The following is a 15,265-nucleotide window of genomic DNA, read 5'->3' as shown; positions in this document are numbered from 1 at the left end:
GGACGTTCCACCCCCAACCAACCTACCGTAATAGTTGTTATTTAGAGGGCACTTTGAAATTTTTACTGTGGACAACTTTCGGCCCATATTTTTCGAATACCTCTCGCTCAAATCTTTTCTTCTCTTGCTGATAATCGAGATCGATCCCAGCCAGCACGAACTTCCTGTATGAAGCGTTTGCCTCGCCTGCGGTCCATCCCTCTGTCTTCAGAAGGTCGGCGTCGGGCGAGACGAGCGGGTCGGGCAGCCCATCGGCGTAATATCGATAGCTCGTCCAGCGATAGCCTTCAGGGAGTCGGCAAATTCCGGCATACACCGGGTTCAGTTCCACATATCGGGCGCACTGCAGGTACTGCCCATCGGTCTTGATGATGATGCTCCGGTAGCGGCTGTGCCACAGATGCCCGCGGTGCCCGTATTTTCTGCGATAGTAATGCTCATAGGAGAGCAGGGCGGCTTTCATCGCGCCAGCCAGCAGGGTTGTGCGCCCTGCCCATGCCAGAAGATGGAAATGAGTATGCATAAGCGCATGATGGCGGATGGTGAGATCGATTGCCGGCAGGAACCGGAGCAGCGTGCGCTTGATCTGCATGAAGTCGTCCTGATTGCGGAACACGCGGCAACCGTCGTTCCCCCTGCATATGATGTGTAGGTGGCATTCCTCTGGAAGGATTCGCGGGCCGCGCGGCATGCTGATACTGATTTGCAATCATTATGCCATGGAAAAACGCTTTGAAATTGAGGGAAAGATTTTGCGGGGTGCACAAAAACACTGCACCACTGCAGTTATCCACAGCAGCTTTTTCAACTTGCTCGATATTGTAGAATCATTCCGTGAGGATGGAGAGGGGTGGAACGTCCCCAATAAAAGAGCAATGAAAAGGCCCTGCGATCAGCAGGGCCTTTTTTATTGCGGCCGCATCTTTATCTGCCGAGGCTCAGGTTGACTATGGCCTTCGCGTCAGCAGGCCCGTAGACGCCCGCGGAGTCGTCGGCCAGGTTGTGGAAATACAGGGCTGCGCCCGAGGCGCGACCTGCGGCGATGAAGGCGTCCGGGTTCCCGTCGTTGAGCATGTCTCCGGGGTCGTACAGCACGATCCCGCTCATGATATCCTGCGTGATATCGGAGAGGAAGACCACGTCCGCATCGCCCGCAGACATCTCCTCCCAGGCCGCGTCAACGCCTATGTCGGCCCCTCCAAAGAACAGGTAGACCTTGCCCCTGTATACCATCGCGCTCGAATCGTAGACCGCTCGCGGAGCGGCGAGGAGCATGTCCGCGTACCCGTCGTTGTTGTAGTCGCTCGCTATCATGCCGAGGGGCGTGACCCTTCCCAGTTCATCCCTGGCGTTTTCCTCGATTATCCTCGCGTTCGCGGTTGCCGTGGAAAGTCTGGCCGGCCAAGGGTTGCGGCCGAGGATGATCTGCACCATGCCGGGATCCACTACCGGCAGCCCCCCCAAATCCCCTATCTTTCCCCAATCATTGGAAAGATTCCACACCCCCCCCTCAATTCCTGCATAGGGCGCGATCTCAAAGGTGCTGCCCACGATCATATCCTCCATGCTGTCGCCGTTCACGTCCGCGATGAGGACGTTCGGCACCATCTCGGGATACGTCTGGTTGCCCGGCGCAGAGACTATGGAGTCCGGCTCCAGTCGCACACCCGCTTCCGCGGCGCCCTTCCATACCTTGATCACCATCCTGCCCAGGGTGGTGTCATAGACGGCGAGCGCTATGTCGTCGAACCCGTCTCCTTCGAGGTCGCCGTGCGCAAAGGCAGGATAGTAGGGCGGGTTTGCGCCCATCTCGAGCCCCAAAACCCAGGCGTCATACACGCTCTTGCTCTCTGCGAATCCATCCACCGGGATCGTCACGTCCGCCTCGGAGATCTCGATCCTGCCGGCAAATCCGCCGGCAGCCCTGCCGAAGAATATCCTCAGGTACTCATAGCCGGCAAAAGAGAGCCCCGGTGCTGCCTTGTCGACCTCCAGATCTTCCGTGCTCGTCTCCACAAAGCCGAAGTCGGCTATCCCGTCGCCGTTGAAGTCAAATGGCGGAGACATGACCGGGAAGGCCATGACGATCGAGTCACCCGCAGGCATGAATTCCGCCACAGGCCCCGCGTCCCTGTCCTCGAAGAAGAGGAAGGTCGTTCGAGACACCTCTACCATTCCCTTGTCCACGGAAATACCTGCCGAGCCCTCCGCGAATATGTCGCCGCAGGTCAACGCAGTGCCCACCCTCCCCACCAGGAAACTGTGGCCGTCCCCTATCTGCATGTAGGCCGGGATGTTGAGGCTTGATGAGCCCAAGCTACAGCCCTCCTCGCTGAACGGGTCTGTGTACATCCATGATCCGTATAGGAGCGGCAGGAAAGCGATCTCGTTCGAGTCCTCGGAGTCAGGCACTAGATCCAGGCCGTTGAACATGGCTGCGAAGCTGCCGAGCGCCACGAAGAGATCACCATATCTGCCGCCGCTGAGCGAACGCGGGTTGAATGAGGTTTCTGCCGAGAGGCTGAGGTCGGCGATCGCCGCGCCGTTCGCATCCACAAGGCCGGTGGCGGCTACGTTGTGGCTGGTCATGTACTTGAAGGCGCCGTAGAGCGCGACGCTCAGGCCGTCGGAGGCGGGCACGACCCTGTTGATGGTCACGGCCGCACCGGTCAGGTCCTCTGTGACCGAGAAGTTGGATGCGGAAATGGCCTTGGAGACGGATGCATCCACAGAGATCGGCGTCTCAAAATGCACGACCAACCCCTTGTCCACGAACTCGGCGTACGTGCCGCTGGGCGTGATCGTGTCGTCGCCTGAGCTGGCGTCGATCCAGTCCATCGCCCCTCCGCCGCAACCGTGGGCGGAAAGCGTAAGGGTGAAGATCGCTGCGATCAAGGCCTTGAATTTTGTTATCTTCATAACCGCCTCCTGGGTTTTCCATCCAAACAGCTCATGTTCAAGCGTTGCCTATATCCATACGCAGATGCTCATCTGTATATGAGTCCCCCCATCATCTTGAAGCCGCTGGCGTCTCCCGCGGTTATCTCGCCGCTGCCTGCGTCCTTGGCGCCGCCGAGCAAATAATACATGTATGAGACTTCTGCTATATTGATCCACATGCCCATGTCGTCGTATCCGTCATTGTCCACGTCGCCCAGGGCGTTGATATCGGTGCACATGCCGCCTTCCATCATTCCTGTGCAGTCGGCGGTAGCGACGATATCCTCCGTGTTGATCACGGCGTTCCATGCGGCCTGGCCTTTTATGCCGAGCATCCTGCTTGTCGGGTTGCCTGACACAAGGTCGACGTCTGTGATCACAACAGCCATGTCCTCAAATCCGTCGGCATTGATGTCGCCCACGTTCCTGCCTGCGATATCGGTCGCGGTGCCCAGTTTTATGTCCACGTCCGCGTCGGTGGGCACGACCAGACTCGCGCGCACGTCCTTTTCTCCGAAGAAGACGAGCATCCCGCTGTCGTAGGACGTTATGGCTTTGGACACGCTGGCCTTGTTGAAGTACGGGACTATGATGTCGTCCACCATATCGCCGTTTATGTCCGCGGCTATGACGCTGTCCAGGGTGAGCGATGAATTGGCTTCGATGTTCACTATGGAGTAGCTGCCGAAGAGATCGGGCGAGAAGGATTCGGCGCCGTGGTAGATGTGCACGCTCTGCTGCTCGCCGGAGACATCCGCCTTTGATTCGTTGCTCTGAACGTAACAGAGGGCGAAGTCGTCGTATCCGTCGCCGTCAAAGTCGCCGCCGGCGATGACGTCGGAGGCAAGGGACGATAATTTGCCGCAGTAAGAGAACTTCCCGATCGTCGAGGTTTCATAGGCGACTTGGTACAGCGACTGGTCGGTCGCCGGCGTTTCTCCATGCGTCTCAAAGAATCCGGATGCGCCCGGGACCAGGTAGAGGCCCAAAGTCCCGTCGATCTTCACCCCTGCGAATATCAATTCGGGATATCCGTCTGCATTGAGGTCGCCGAGCGGCGCCCATCCGTGCACTTCCTTCAAGTCGCTCCCCAATATCATGGAGGGGGAACCCATCTTGGTCTCATCATCCACCGGCTCTTGTCTGAATAGTTGCACCTGGCCCTGGTTGAGCCGCGCCGCGATGACCGTTGACTCGCCGTCCAGCCTGCCCATTTTCACGCTTGAATACTGGGTCTCGGCGTTGGAGTAATACCAATAGTCAGACAGTGTGATGGCCTTGCTCATATCTACCGTCACACTGCTGGCAATCAGGCTTGTGATCTCGGGGTACGTCATCACCAGGAAGGTGGGGAGCTGTTTGGCTTCGTTATCCAGGATGAAGTAATCCGGGAGATCCAGGTCCGCCATATTGTCGGAGCCGATGAAGTCGTAGGGGTTGTCTTCGACCTGTGCGAGGCCCACGACCCTCTCCGCCAGGTTCACCCCGGTCTCGGTCATGGCGCTCGTGTCCACGAAGATCGTGTAGTCGGCGCCGTACCTCGCAGGCCAGCGTAGCCTGAGTTTGGTGTTGCCGCTCCAGATGAACGATACGTCATCGATCTCGTCGCCGTCGCTCACCGCCTTGGAGATGTCGGCGTCTGCGGAGGAGTAATCGCCCTGGACGATGTGGAGATTTGCCTCGACAGAGGCGGTGTCCATGGCCTCGGAGAACTCGATGACCGTCCCGTCGCGGGCGCCGGCTGCTGCGCTGAACGTGGTGGTGGGCAGCGTGGGTTCCTCGCTCCCTCCTGTGTCGCTGGAGGCCTCGCCGCCGTGGCAGCCGGCCAGCGAGATCATCGCAGCCAGGATCACGCCGATCATCCAAATGCTCTTCGTATATTTAGAAAACATGGCAACCCCCCTTTTTTACAGGGACACGCAATCCACCCCCCTAAAATCAGCATAAAACGTGCCAAAGGAGGGATGTCCCCGATTGATGTAACTAGTTGGTTTTATTGAGATATATGACGACCATAAACAATGGAAAGGGTGTGCGTGGGTAAAAACTTACCAAGAAACGTCATGAAAATGACGGACTGGATTATTACCGGGATTCCATGGTGCGCCGGATGGACTTGACGGATTCGATCACGAGCAGCGCAGCCAGGGCAAAGAGCGCGGCGCCGATGGCGGAAATCGTGTAATTGGCTTTCGCGTAATTCGTCCACACGATCGAGCCTAATGCGGATAGGGTTATCACGAACATCGCGACCATGGGTATCTCGAGAAATCGTGTCTTCTTCCCTTTGCTCTTGAGCCAGATCGAGACCGCGAGCAGCGCCAGCGCAGCCAGCAGTTGGTTGGAGGCGCCGAAGATCGGCCATATGGCCTTCCAGCTCCCCGAGAGCGCCAGCGTTGCGGCGCAGGCGATCGTCGCCGCTGTGGCGATATAACGATTTTTGGAGAGGATGCCCGGTTTTTTGCCCCTTCTCGGCGCGAAGAACTCCTGGAACGCGAACCTGCAGAGCCGTGTCGCCGTGTCGAGCGTGGTCATGACGAATGCCGACACCGCCAGTGCTGCGAATTGAGCGCCAGACGAGGCCTTTATCCCCAGTTTCGAGAGCATCTCGCCGGTCCCTGCGGAGAAGAGCGCCACGGGGCCCTGGGACGCGAGCGTGGATGCGTAGTCGGATGTTGCGAGCCTCGCCGCTGCGATCAGCGCCGCGACTGCGACCAAGCACTCCACCAGCATCGCGCCGTAGCCTATGGGCCGGGCGTCCTTTTCGCGGTCGAGCTGTTTTGCCGTGGTGCCGGAGGCCACGATGGAATGGAAGCCGGATATCGCGCCGCAGGCCACGGTGACGAAGAGCATCGGGAAGAGGGGGCCTATCCCGGGATCGGACCATGACGCGAAGGCGGGCAGTTTGAGCTCGGGCTGAGCCACGAATATCCCCGCCACCACACCCGCCGCAAGCGCGTACAGGAGGAACGAGTTGAGATAGTCGCGCGGTTGCAGGAGGATCCATACGGGAGTGACCGAGGATATGAAGCAGTAAGCCAGGAGCAGCAGCGCCCACGTGGTTTCGGAGAGTCTTATGGGCCACGCCCATCCGGCGAGCATGCAGGAGGCGAGCAGTGCTACGCCCACGATCGTGGAGAGCCAGATCGGAAACCTGAGTCTGTAGACCGCGATGCCGAAGAGCACGGCGAGCGCTATGAAGAGCATGGATGCGGTGGCGGCGGAGGGCACCTCGGCGAAGGTCTTTGCGACGATGACGAGGAACACGGCGATGAGCAGCACCAGCGCTGCGAAGAGAAAGACGAGGAATATCTTGCCGCCTGTCCTGCCCACGTGATCCGCGATCACCTCGCCTATGGATCTTCCGCTGTGGCGTATCGAGGCGACGAGCGAGGCGAAATCGTGGACAGAGCCCATGAATATCCCGCCGATCACGATCCAGAGGATCACGGGCAGCCATCCGTACGCCGCGGCCACTATGGGGCCTACGATCGGAGCCGCGCCGGCGATGGATGCGAAGTGGTGGCCGAAGAGCACCGGCATCCTCGCCGGGCAGTAGTCCACGTCGTCGCGCATGGTGTGCGCGGGCGTGCGCCTGCCCGCTTCCACGCCGAGCCTCCGCTCGATCCAGGGGCTGTAGAAGCGGTAGGCGATCGCGAACAGCACGATGCTGGCCGCCAGTATGGTCGCAGCGTTCATAGGGTTTTGATCCTGCCCGGAGTTCCCTGCTATTCGTTCACGTTGATGATCTTCTCGCCGCGGGTCATGGCGTCCAGCGTGCTGTACGGGTACGCGGTGAGGTGAGTCATTTTGCCGTCGTTCGTCACAAGATAGAAGGCGACTCCGCCCTCAAATGTGTTGTTGAGCTTCATCGCTTCGTGGAACGCCTCGGTGTTGATGGCGACCCAATGGTACTTGGCCTTGTCCTTGTTCGACTCGTAGATCGCGCACCAGAGGTAGGCATGATCGCCGGCTATGAGATAGGAGCCGCCGGATGCGTGCCAGTATGCTGTGTCCTTCTTGCCCAGTTTTTTGATGCTGATCGCCCTGTCGTAGGGCTTCACCACCTCCACGTCCGTCGGCTGGGTGGCCACGATGGTGTGGACCGAGGCGCCCTTGCCGACCGGCACGTCCTTGGCGATGGCTGCAGAGGCGGCGAGCAAGAATGCTGCGATCACTGTTGCGATTGCGATTTTCTTCATGGGATCCTCCTTTTAGGGTGACGGATTTATATCACACGGGAAGGAGATGGCAATCATATCCCCATGCCGTCGAGGGCTTCGGCTCGGGCCTTGCCGATGCGGCTGCGGTAAGCGCGGAGTATGTCGTTGTGCGTGATGAGGCCTACGACCCGCTCCGGATCGTCGGGGTCCACGACCGGCAGTCTGTCCACATCGTTTATCTCCAGTCTTTCGGCTATCTGCGCGATGCTCTCGTCCGGAAAGGCCACCGGTGGCGGGGCTAGCATCAGCTCCCCTGCGACCACCATTTCGCCGAGCTCGCCTATCACGGAGAGCGCCGCCCTGACCTGCGCGAAGGTGATGAGCCCCGCTAGCCTGCCCTGGCCGTCGAGGACCGGGAATCCGTGCTGGGTTCCATGCTGGAGCCTGTCGATGAGGTCTATGAGTTTGGTGTCTTCGTCTATGCTGTCGAATTTTTCGCGCATGACGTCGCGCACGGCCATCATCGCGAGCGCGTCCTCCCTGGGCGCACCCAGCCTGATGCCGCGCCTCAGGAGCTTGAGGGTGTAGATGGTCTCTTCGCTCAGCAGACGCGAGACGAGTGTGGCGATGACGACCGCGGTCATGACGGGCAGGATGATCTCATAGTCGTTGGTCATCTCGAAGACGATGATGATAGCGGTGATGGGCGCGCGCGTGGCCCCGGCGAAGAGGGCCCCCATGCCGACGAGCGCGTATGCCCCGGGCGAACCGACCACGCCCGGCAACAGCCCCGAGAAGGCCCGTCCCATGGAGCCGCCGAGCATGGCGCCGATGAATAACGAGGGCGAGAATACGCCGCCCGAGCCGCCCGAGCCGAGTGTGAACGATGTGGCGAATATCTTCGCTGCGGACAGGACGATGAGGGCGAGGGCGCTCATCTGGCCTAGCATCGCCGCCTCCGTCGCTGCGTGGCCCGTGCCGAGCACCTGCGGCAGGGCGAGCCCCATCGCTCCCACGAAGAGGCCGCCGAGCGCGGGTTTGAGCCACTCCGGCATGCGGATCCCGTCGAACACGTCCTCGGTTTTGTAGAGGATCTTCACGAATGCACGGGCGTAGAGCGCTGCGATCGCGCCCAGGGCTGCGAACAGGAAGAGCTCCCAGTGGCTGACCAGGTCGTACTCAGGCACGTGGAAGAAGAACCCCTCGCCGAGGATCAACCTTGAAACCGTTGATGCGGTGACCGAGGAGATGACTACCATAGAGAAGGCGCTGGCGGTGAACTCCTGGAGTATCACCTCCATGGCGAAGAGCACGCCGGCGATCGGGGTGGCGAATGTGGCGGAGATGCCGCCTGCCGCGCCGCAGGCGACGAGCATCTTGGTCATTCCACCGGGCATGCGGAAGAGTTGCCCGACCGACGAGCCGAATGCGGAGCCGATCTGCACGATCGGCCCCTCTTTTCCGGCCGAACCGCCGCTGCCTATGCAGATCGCGCTGGCCAGTGCCTTCACGACGCCGACCACGGGTCTGATCTTTCCTCCCTTTCGCGCCACGGCCAGCATCACCTCGGGCACGCCGTGGCCTTTCGCTTCGCGCGCAAAACGCGTGACCATAGGGCCGACCAAGAGGCCTCCCAGCGCCGGTATGAAAAGGACTGCCCAGCGCCATGGACCAGAGAATATGCTGCCTTGAGCGCCGAAGGATATCCTGGTGATCGCGTCGATCAACCACTGGAACACACAGGAGACGAGCCCGGTGATGAGGCCGACCAGCAGGGCCAAGGCCAGCAGCTTACGGGTTGCACCCGGCATCGAGAGCGCCCAAAAAATTTTGCCCGGATACGCCTTGATCCTTGCGAGGAGGGATTTTCTTCCGATTGTTTGTTCGCTCTCTTCCATCTCGGTCCTGGTCGGGTCCGCGCTGTGCCGCCCCCGATCTTGCGGGTGCAGCTAGGCGGTTGTCATTTGCGACGAAAATGCTACACTCTCGCACAAAGTCAAGGGGGCCGATATGCGCAAGTTCATCGTCGTGTCTTTTGTCGCAGCCGCAATGTTTGTCTGTGCGCCTTTGTGGGCGCAGACTCAGGTCACGGGCCAGGGAAGCGAGACCGTAACTGAGACCACGGAGCCGCCGCCGCGCACGATAATACCGGAGAAGCCGACGACGCCCGCAAAACCGGCAGAGCCAAAGCCTGCAGCCAAACCCTATTCGGCTCCCAAGTCTTATTCGACCCCCAAGTCTTATTCCGGTCAGGGCCATTCCGGATACGGCTCTGTAAAGTGCGATCTGCCCGGAGCGTGCGACGAGGCGGCGCCGGCCGGCGCCGTGACGCTGGAGCAGTTCGACGCAAGAAAGGGCGGCGCGTTGAAACCGGCCCCGGTCCAGGCTCCCGCGTATGTTGCGCCGGCCCCGGTTCCTGCACCTGCTCCGGCGCCTGCGAAGGTTGCTGTACCTGTTCCAGCGCCTGCGAAGGCAACTGCCCAGGCTCAGGAACGGGGCTCGATCTATGAATCGTCAGGCGACAAACCCGTGGTCCTCAGGCACTACATACCGGGCGTGTCCGACAAGATGCCGGTGTACCCCGGTTCTTCCAGGGCGCCGGCCCCAGCGCCCACGTATCCGGCGCCGGTTCCTGCGCCTGCTCCGGCCCCAGCCCCGGCCCCAGCGCCCGCACCGAAGATAGCGGCCCCGGCCCCTCCCCCTGCCCCGCAGGCCATGCCCACTCCGCCGGCGAGTTACGGCGCGCCCAAGAGCGATCTGCCCGGCTACGTGCCCGAGCCTGTGCCTCAGGGGGCTGTGAGGCTCGAGGACGTGAAGACGCCTCAGAGCGGCCATGTCCCTCAGTCGAAAAAAACAGCTCCGCCGCCGGCCGTTTCACCTGCGCCCGTCAAACAGGTCGATGATTTCGAGCAAGTGGGAGCCCCTGACAGCGATCTGGATGTCCAGAAGCCGCCGTCGAGATGGAAGTAGGGCGGAATTTGGAGAGGTGCGTGAGCGGCCGAAACGGGTGGTCTTGAAAACCACTGACCTTTTACGAGGTCCGGGAGTTCGAATCTCCCCCTCTCCGCCAATAGGATTGAACAGGAGTGCAGGTGTCACCTTACTACCGCCGCAACAAGAGACAGACCGAGCGCCAGAGGGACATGGAGAAGCGCAGGCGAGAGATCGGCAAACACGGGCTGGGCCTGGTTAGCAAGGCCAAGAAGGGGATAAAGATCCTCAAATTCCTCGTCCTGATAGCGATCGTGGTTGGGATCGCCATGCTCTACCACTTCCACAAGCTGGATTCGCAGATCGAGGCCAAGTTCGACAGGCCGCGCAAATGGGATCTGCCGTCGCGCGTCTATTCCGACGCCGAGTACCTCTATCCCGGTTTCAACATCAACGACCGCAAGATAGTCGCAAAACTTGACCGCCTCGGCTACCGTAATACAGGCGCGGATGCCAAAGGTCCGGGCGAATATTCGCTGAGCGACGCCCGTCTTATCATCTACCTGCACGACTTCGAGTATCCCGGCGAGCGCTTCGAGGGTTTTCCTGTGCAGCTCGATCTTGAGGCCGGACTCGTGAAGGGCGTGAAGAGGCTGGACACGGGTGAGGCGATGGAGGTGGTGAAGCTGGAGCCGGAGCAGGTCTCCTCCATATTCAACGAGAAGATGGAGGATCGCACGCCTGTCTCGCTCAAGGAGGTGCCGGAGAAGCTGGTGCAGGCGATAATCCTGATCGAGGACGAGCGCTTCTTTGAGCACGGCGGCATCGATCCTGTGGGCATAATGCGTGCGGCGATGGCCAACCTCAAGGCCATGCGCATAGTGCAGGGCGGCTCCACTCTCACACAGCAGCTCGTGAAGAACTTCTTCCTGTATCCCAAGAAGTCTTTCACAAGGAAGATAAACGAGATGCTGATGGCGTCGAGGATAGAGCGCAAACATTCGAAGGCCGAGATATTAGAGGCGTACATGAACGAGATATACCTCGGCCAGCGCGGTTCCACGTCCGTCTCGGGCGTGGAGGAGGCCAGTCGCCTCTACTTCGGCAAGGCCGCGGGCCAGCTTTCGATCGCAGAGTGCGCGCTGCTAGCCGGCATGATCAAGTCGCCGAGTCAGTACAACCCCATATCCAACCCGGAGAAAGCGAAGGAGCGCCGCGACTTCGTGCTGGCGCGCATGTTCGAGAAGGGTTTCATCGATAAGCAGGAGTACGAGGGCGCGAAGGGCGAGAAGATAGTGACGCCCAAGGTCAGGACTCGCGCCGTCGTGGCGCCGTACTTCATAGACTTCGTGAAGAGGCAACTCGCCGACCTCTATCCGTCCGAGATCCTCAAGACCGAGGGGCTCAAGATCTTCACCACGCTGGACATGTTCATGCAGCTGGCCGCCGAGGGGGCGGTGGAGCAGGGGATCGCCGCTCTTGAGAAGGACTTTGCCTACAAACTGCCCAAGGGTCATGAGGGGAAACTCGAGGCGTGCCTCGTCGCGGTCCAGCCCTCCACCGGGTTCCTGCGCGCGCTGGTCGGCGGCCGCGAGTATTCGGATTCACAGTTCGACCGCTGCACCCAGGCCATGCGCCAGCCGGGTTCCACGTTCAAGCCGTTCGTCTATCTCACGGCCCTGGACCCTGCGCGCAGCAAGGTCATGTTCACGCCCGCCTCCCTCATCGACGACGCTTCGTTCTCCGTTGAGTCGGGGGGCAAAAAGTGGAGCCCCGCGAACTACGACAAGAAAGAGCACGGGCCCGTAACCTTAAGGAACGCGCTCGAGCACAGCTACAACATAGCCACGGCCAAGCTCGCGATAGACGCCGGGCTGGAGAACGTCATCAAGACCGCGAGGGACGCGGGGATAAAGAGCGAGCTTTCGGCGGTGCCGTCCATGGCGCTTGGGTCCTTCGAGGTCACGCCCATGGAGATGGCGAGCGCCTACACGATCTTCCCGAACGCGGGGATAAGGGCGGAGCCGATCTCCATCATCAACTTGATGACCAAGGAGGGTCAGGTCCTGGAGAAGAAATCCATGACCATGAAGCGCGAGTTCGACGCCGCCCCGGTTTTCCTCGCCACGAGCATGCTCAAAGGGGTGATCGACAGGGGGACGGGGGCCGGTGCGCGGAGCCACGGTTTCACGGCGGTTGCAGCCGGCAAGACCGGCACCACGTCCAACTACCGGGACGCGTGGTTCGTGGGCTTCACGCCGAAGTTGCTCGCGCTTTCATGGGTGGGATACGACGACAACACCGCGGTCAACTTGAGCGGCGCTTCGGGCGCGCTGCCCATCTGGTCGCGCTTCATGAAGGCGGTCCGCCCCAACGGCGACGGCGATTTTACTGGCCCGCCCGGGGTCATTCTGGTAAAAGTCGATCCGATCACCGGGGGACTTTCCGATTCATCGTGTCCTGGCGGCGAATTCGAGGTCTTCATAAAGGGCACGGAGCCTGACAAGTCATGCGACGAGATAAAGCTGGATTCATCGGCAAGAGAAACCGCCCCCACGGAGTTCTGACGCTGATCGCGCTCCTCGTCCTGGCGCTCCTCCTCTCGGGATGTCCCAAAAAACCCACCCACAAGAAGCTGCCTTCCGGTGCGCACCGACCCCCGCCGAAGGAGATGAAGGAGCCGATGACTGCGCCTGAGGCCGTGGTAGGGCCGGAGCGGCAGGCCTCCGACAGACTCCTCACAAAGGGCAGGGCGATCCTGGAGCAGGGGGACTACGAGCGCGCTGCCGGCGCCTTCAGCGACGCGGTCAACGTGGACACGACCAACGGGGCCGCCTACTATTACCTGGCCCTTGCGCGGGCAAGACAGGGCGAGACGGACGTTGCGCTGGGCATACTGGACAAGGCCGAGGCGCTGCTCTCGCATGATGAAGACTGGACAGCCCGGATAGATGATCTGCGGAAGGAACTCGGCTCCGGCGGATCGCACGAGATGATGCCTTCGCCTCTCGATCAGTCGTTCTGATTCACCCCTTGTATTTCTTGAACTTCGGTAACCAGCGGGGAACCGTCCTGCGGTATTTTCTGTACTCTTGGCCGAGGCTCTCTTCGAGGGAGGGCTCCTCGTAGAAGAGCACCCAGAAGTGGATCACCCAGCTGATGATCAGGGTGTAGGCGAACATAGCGATGCGCGACATGATGAGCGCCTCTCCCCACATCGTGACGAGAACAGCCAGCATGAACGGATTTCGCACGTACTTGTAAGGGCCTGCCACGGTGAATACCCCGCCGGCGTCGTAGGGCGCGGGCTTGGAGGCCCCGGGGATGAGGAGCACGGCGCCGCAGTAGAGGGTGAGAGGCGCTCCCACGATTATGAACAATATCCCGGCGTAGCGCAGCGCCCCCAGGTCGATGACAGGGAAGCTCCCGTCGAAGCGCATCGCCACCCAGGGCCCTGCTATCAGCGAGAGGGCCATGAAGACGGTGCCCCATATGATGGTGCGGAAGACGAACATGGTGATGAAATGATATTTTTGTTAGTGAGCCGTGTCAATCATCATCATTTACAATATCCCCGCTATTTTCTAAATATAAACACATGGGCATAGTCACCAGGACGGGCGACAGGGGCAAGACCAGGCTTCTCTCCGGCGAGGAGATCGCGAAGGCGGACCCCCGGATCGAGGCCTTTGGAGTGCTCGACGAGCTCAATTCCCACATCGGGCTCGCCAGGGCGCTTACCGACAAGTATGGCGGGAAGTGCAACGAGGTGGCGCGTGAGATGCAGGAGCTGCAGCTGGACCTGGTTAGGCTGGCCTCCGAGCTGGCCTGCACGGACCCGTCGGCGCTCAAGTTTGTGGAGCCAACGGCTGCGCACCATGTGGAACACATCGAGAAGAGGATAGAGGCCCTTGAGAAGGAGATAAAACTCCCGCGCTCGTTCATAATCCCCGGCGCCTGCGAGGCCTCGGCCGCGATGGACATAGCCCGCTCGGTGGCGCGCAGGCTCGAGAGACAGGTGGCGCAGCTTGCGCAGCACGGCGCGTACGGAAACGAGCAGGGGGTCATATATCTCAACCGCCTCTCGGACTACCTCTTCATGCTCGCCCGCTATATAGAGCGCTCCGCAGGGGTCGCCTTCTGCACGAAGGAGAACCCGTGAAGTCCGAACCCTGCATAGCGATGACCACGACCAACAAACAGGGCGAGGCGCGTTCTCTCGCCGAAGTCCTCGTCAAGGAACGGCTCGCGGCGTGCGTGCAGATAATCCCTAAGATCGAATCCGTGTATGAGTGGGAGGGCAAGGTCCATTCGGACCAGGAGTACCTGCTCTTCATCAAGACCGTGGAGGGCAGGATAGCCGATATCAAGAAGGCGATCTCAAAGCACCACAGCTACGAGGTCCCCGAGTTCCTCGTGGTTTCCATCACGGACGGCATGGATGAGTATCTGAAGTGGATGGAAGAGGGAACCAGGTAGATCTATCCAGCCCCGATTATCCTGCCTACCTTTGGTCCGGTTCCGTCCTTTGAAGCGAATATCCTCTTTGCGGTCTTCATGGCCCGCTCCTCAGCCTCGAACGATTCGCGGATGATAGCCGCCCTGGTTGCGAAGTTGTGGTACTTGTGGCAGGGGAGGTTCTTGTCCTTCTTGCGGCGGTCCATGCTGGAGAGGAACTCGACCATCGGCTCCACCGAGTAGCCCATGAGGAACATGGCGCGGCCTGCAAACGCGTCCGCGTCCCCCTCCTCGTCGCGCCGGATCGCATGGAGCTGGTCCCAGGTTAAGTGCGACCAGTCGACGCCCTTGGGCAGGTCGCTCATCATGTGGCCCCATTCGTGCGCCACGATCCCGGCGATGAGCTCCTCGTCGTCGCCGTGCTGCGCCAGAAAATCCACGCCCACGTACAGGTTGTCATCCTCGTCGACCGAGGCGATCGTGTTTTTGGCCGGGATGATCTTTCCGCCCTTCTTGCGGGAGAAGATCGAGAGCTTCTTGCGCAGCCTCTCCAAGAGCCCCCTTGCCCCGAAAAAGCCGGCGATCTCGGGCGAAAGGGTGGATGGATCGACCACCTCGGGCAGGGGTTCCCCCAGGATCTTTCTTATCTCCTGGGCGTTCGCCATCGTGCCGCCGCGCGACACGGCCCTGCTTATCCACGCGGGCGGAAGGTTTGTGAGTCCGGCATGTATCTTCTCTATTACCATATCACTGGACTAACACCGGCTGCTGCT

At 60.6% G+C, this 15,265-nt stretch carries 14 protein-coding genes and 1 tRNA gene; 7 read left to right on the top strand and 8 right to left on the bottom strand.

From position 1 onward, the window contains the following. Window positions 1–37 precede the first annotated feature (37 nt). A complete protein-coding gene (locus WC683_09185; protein ID MFA4972774.1) occupies window positions 38–691 on the bottom strand; it encodes a transposase in 654 nt (217 codons plus the stop codon). Here WC683_09185 and WC683_09180 point away from each other — a divergent pair. Then, window positions 690–947, top strand: a complete 258-nt coding sequence (locus tag WC683_09180) for a hypothetical protein (protein MFA4972773.1) — start codon at window positions 690–692, stop codon at window positions 945–947. The two genes, WC683_09185 and WC683_09180, sit on opposite strands and share 2 nt — an antisense overlap. On the opposite strand, the gene WC683_09175 is transcribed toward WC683_09180, so the two are convergent. From WC683_09175 to WC683_09155, 5 genes are all read right to left on the bottom strand, one after another. After that, a complete protein-coding gene (locus tag WC683_09175) occupies window positions 925–2,919 on the bottom strand; it encodes a hypothetical protein (GenBank protein MFA4972772.1) in 1,995 nt (664 codons plus the stop codon). The genes WC683_09180 and WC683_09175 overlap by 23 nt on opposite strands. Before the next feature lie 68 nt (window positions 2,920–2,987). Then, a complete protein-coding gene (locus tag WC683_09170; protein ID MFA4972771.1) occupies window positions 2,988–4,832 on the bottom strand; it encodes a hypothetical protein in 1,845 nt (614 codons plus the stop codon). A gap of 193 nt (window positions 4,833–5,025) precedes the next feature. After that, window positions 5,026–6,639 carry a carbon starvation protein A gene (locus tag WC683_09165; protein MFA4972770.1) on the bottom strand — a complete coding sequence of 538 codons (1,614 nt, stop codon included), beginning with the start codon at window positions 6,637–6,639 and terminating at the stop codon, window positions 5,026–5,028. Window positions 6,640–6,668: 29 nt separating this feature from the next. Next, window positions 6,669–7,142, bottom strand: a complete 474-nt coding sequence (locus WC683_09160) for a hypothetical protein (GenBank protein ID MFA4972769.1) — start codon at window positions 7,140–7,142, stop codon at window positions 6,669–6,671. A 53-nt stretch (window positions 7,143–7,195) separates the two neighbouring features. Continuing rightward, the gene (locus WC683_09155) at window positions 7,196–8,914 is read right to left on the bottom strand and encodes a chloride channel protein (GenBank protein MFA4972768.1); all 1,719 of its coding nucleotides are present in this window, start codon (window positions 8,912–8,914) and stop codon (window positions 7,196–7,198) included. Window positions 8,915–9,113: 199 nt separating this feature from the next. Here WC683_09155 and WC683_09150 point away from each other — a divergent pair, with 199 nt between their 5' ends. The 4 genes from WC683_09150 (at window position 9,114) to WC683_09135 (ending at window position 13,059) form a co-directional block, all read left to right on the top strand. Next, window positions 9,114–10,073: a hypothetical protein gene (locus tag WC683_09150; GenBank protein ID MFA4972767.1), complete on the top strand. Its 960-nt coding sequence runs from the start codon at window positions 9,114–9,116 to the stop codon at window positions 10,071–10,073. 10 nt (window positions 10,074–10,083) lie between these two features. Continuing rightward, window positions 10,084–10,173, top strand: a tRNA-Ser gene (locus WC683_09145). A 22-nt stretch (window positions 10,174–10,195) separates the two neighbouring features. Beyond that, entirely contained in the window at window positions 10,196–12,601 is a 2,406-nt protein-coding gene (locus WC683_09140; protein ID MFA4972766.1) for a PBP1A family penicillin-binding protein, read from the top strand. Continuing rightward, window positions 12,544–13,059: a tetratricopeptide repeat protein gene (locus tag WC683_09135; GenBank protein ID MFA4972765.1), complete on the top strand. Its 516-nt coding sequence runs from the start codon at window positions 12,544–12,546 to the stop codon at window positions 13,057–13,059. The genes WC683_09140 and WC683_09135 overlap by 58 nt, the downstream gene beginning before the upstream one ends. 1 nt (window position 13,060) lies before the next feature. Here WC683_09135 and WC683_09130 read toward each other — a convergent pair whose 3' ends face one another. Beyond that, window positions 13,061–13,549 (bottom strand): isoprenylcysteine carboxylmethyltransferase family protein, encoded by a 489-nt coding sequence (locus WC683_09130; GenBank protein ID MFA4972764.1) that lies wholly within the window; start codon window positions 13,547–13,549, stop codon window positions 13,061–13,063. Between the two features lie 83 nt (window positions 13,550–13,632). On the opposite strand from WC683_09130, the gene WC683_09125 reads away from it, so the two are divergent. Further along, on the top strand, window positions 13,633–14,196 hold the full coding sequence (locus tag WC683_09125; GenBank protein ID MFA4972763.1) for a cob(I)yrinic acid a,c-diamide adenosyltransferase: 564 nt from the start codon (window positions 13,633–13,635) through the stop codon (window positions 14,194–14,196). Beyond that, window positions 14,193–14,513, top strand: a complete 321-nt coding sequence (gene cutA / locus WC683_09120; GenBank protein ID MFA4972762.1) for a divalent-cation tolerance protein CutA — start codon at window positions 14,193–14,195, stop codon at window positions 14,511–14,513. Before WC683_09125 ends, cutA begins: the two co-directional genes overlap by 4 nt. 2 nt (window positions 14,514–14,515) lie before the next feature. Here cutA and WC683_09115 read toward each other — a convergent pair whose 3' ends face one another. Then, complete coding sequence (locus tag WC683_09115; GenBank protein ID MFA4972761.1) at window positions 14,516–15,238, bottom strand: hypothetical protein; 723 nt, start codon at window positions 15,236–15,238, stop codon at window positions 14,516–14,518. Window positions 15,239–15,265: the final 27 nt, after the last annotated feature.

The sequence above is a fragment of the bacterium genome, from assembly GCA_041648665.1.
Taxonomy (GTDB): domain Bacteria; phylum UBA10199; class UBA10199; order 2-02-FULL-44-16; family JAAZCA01; genus JAFGMW01.
The sequence above is the reverse complement of the archived record's forward strand: the minus strand, read 5'-3'. Positions and strand labels throughout refer to the sequence as shown.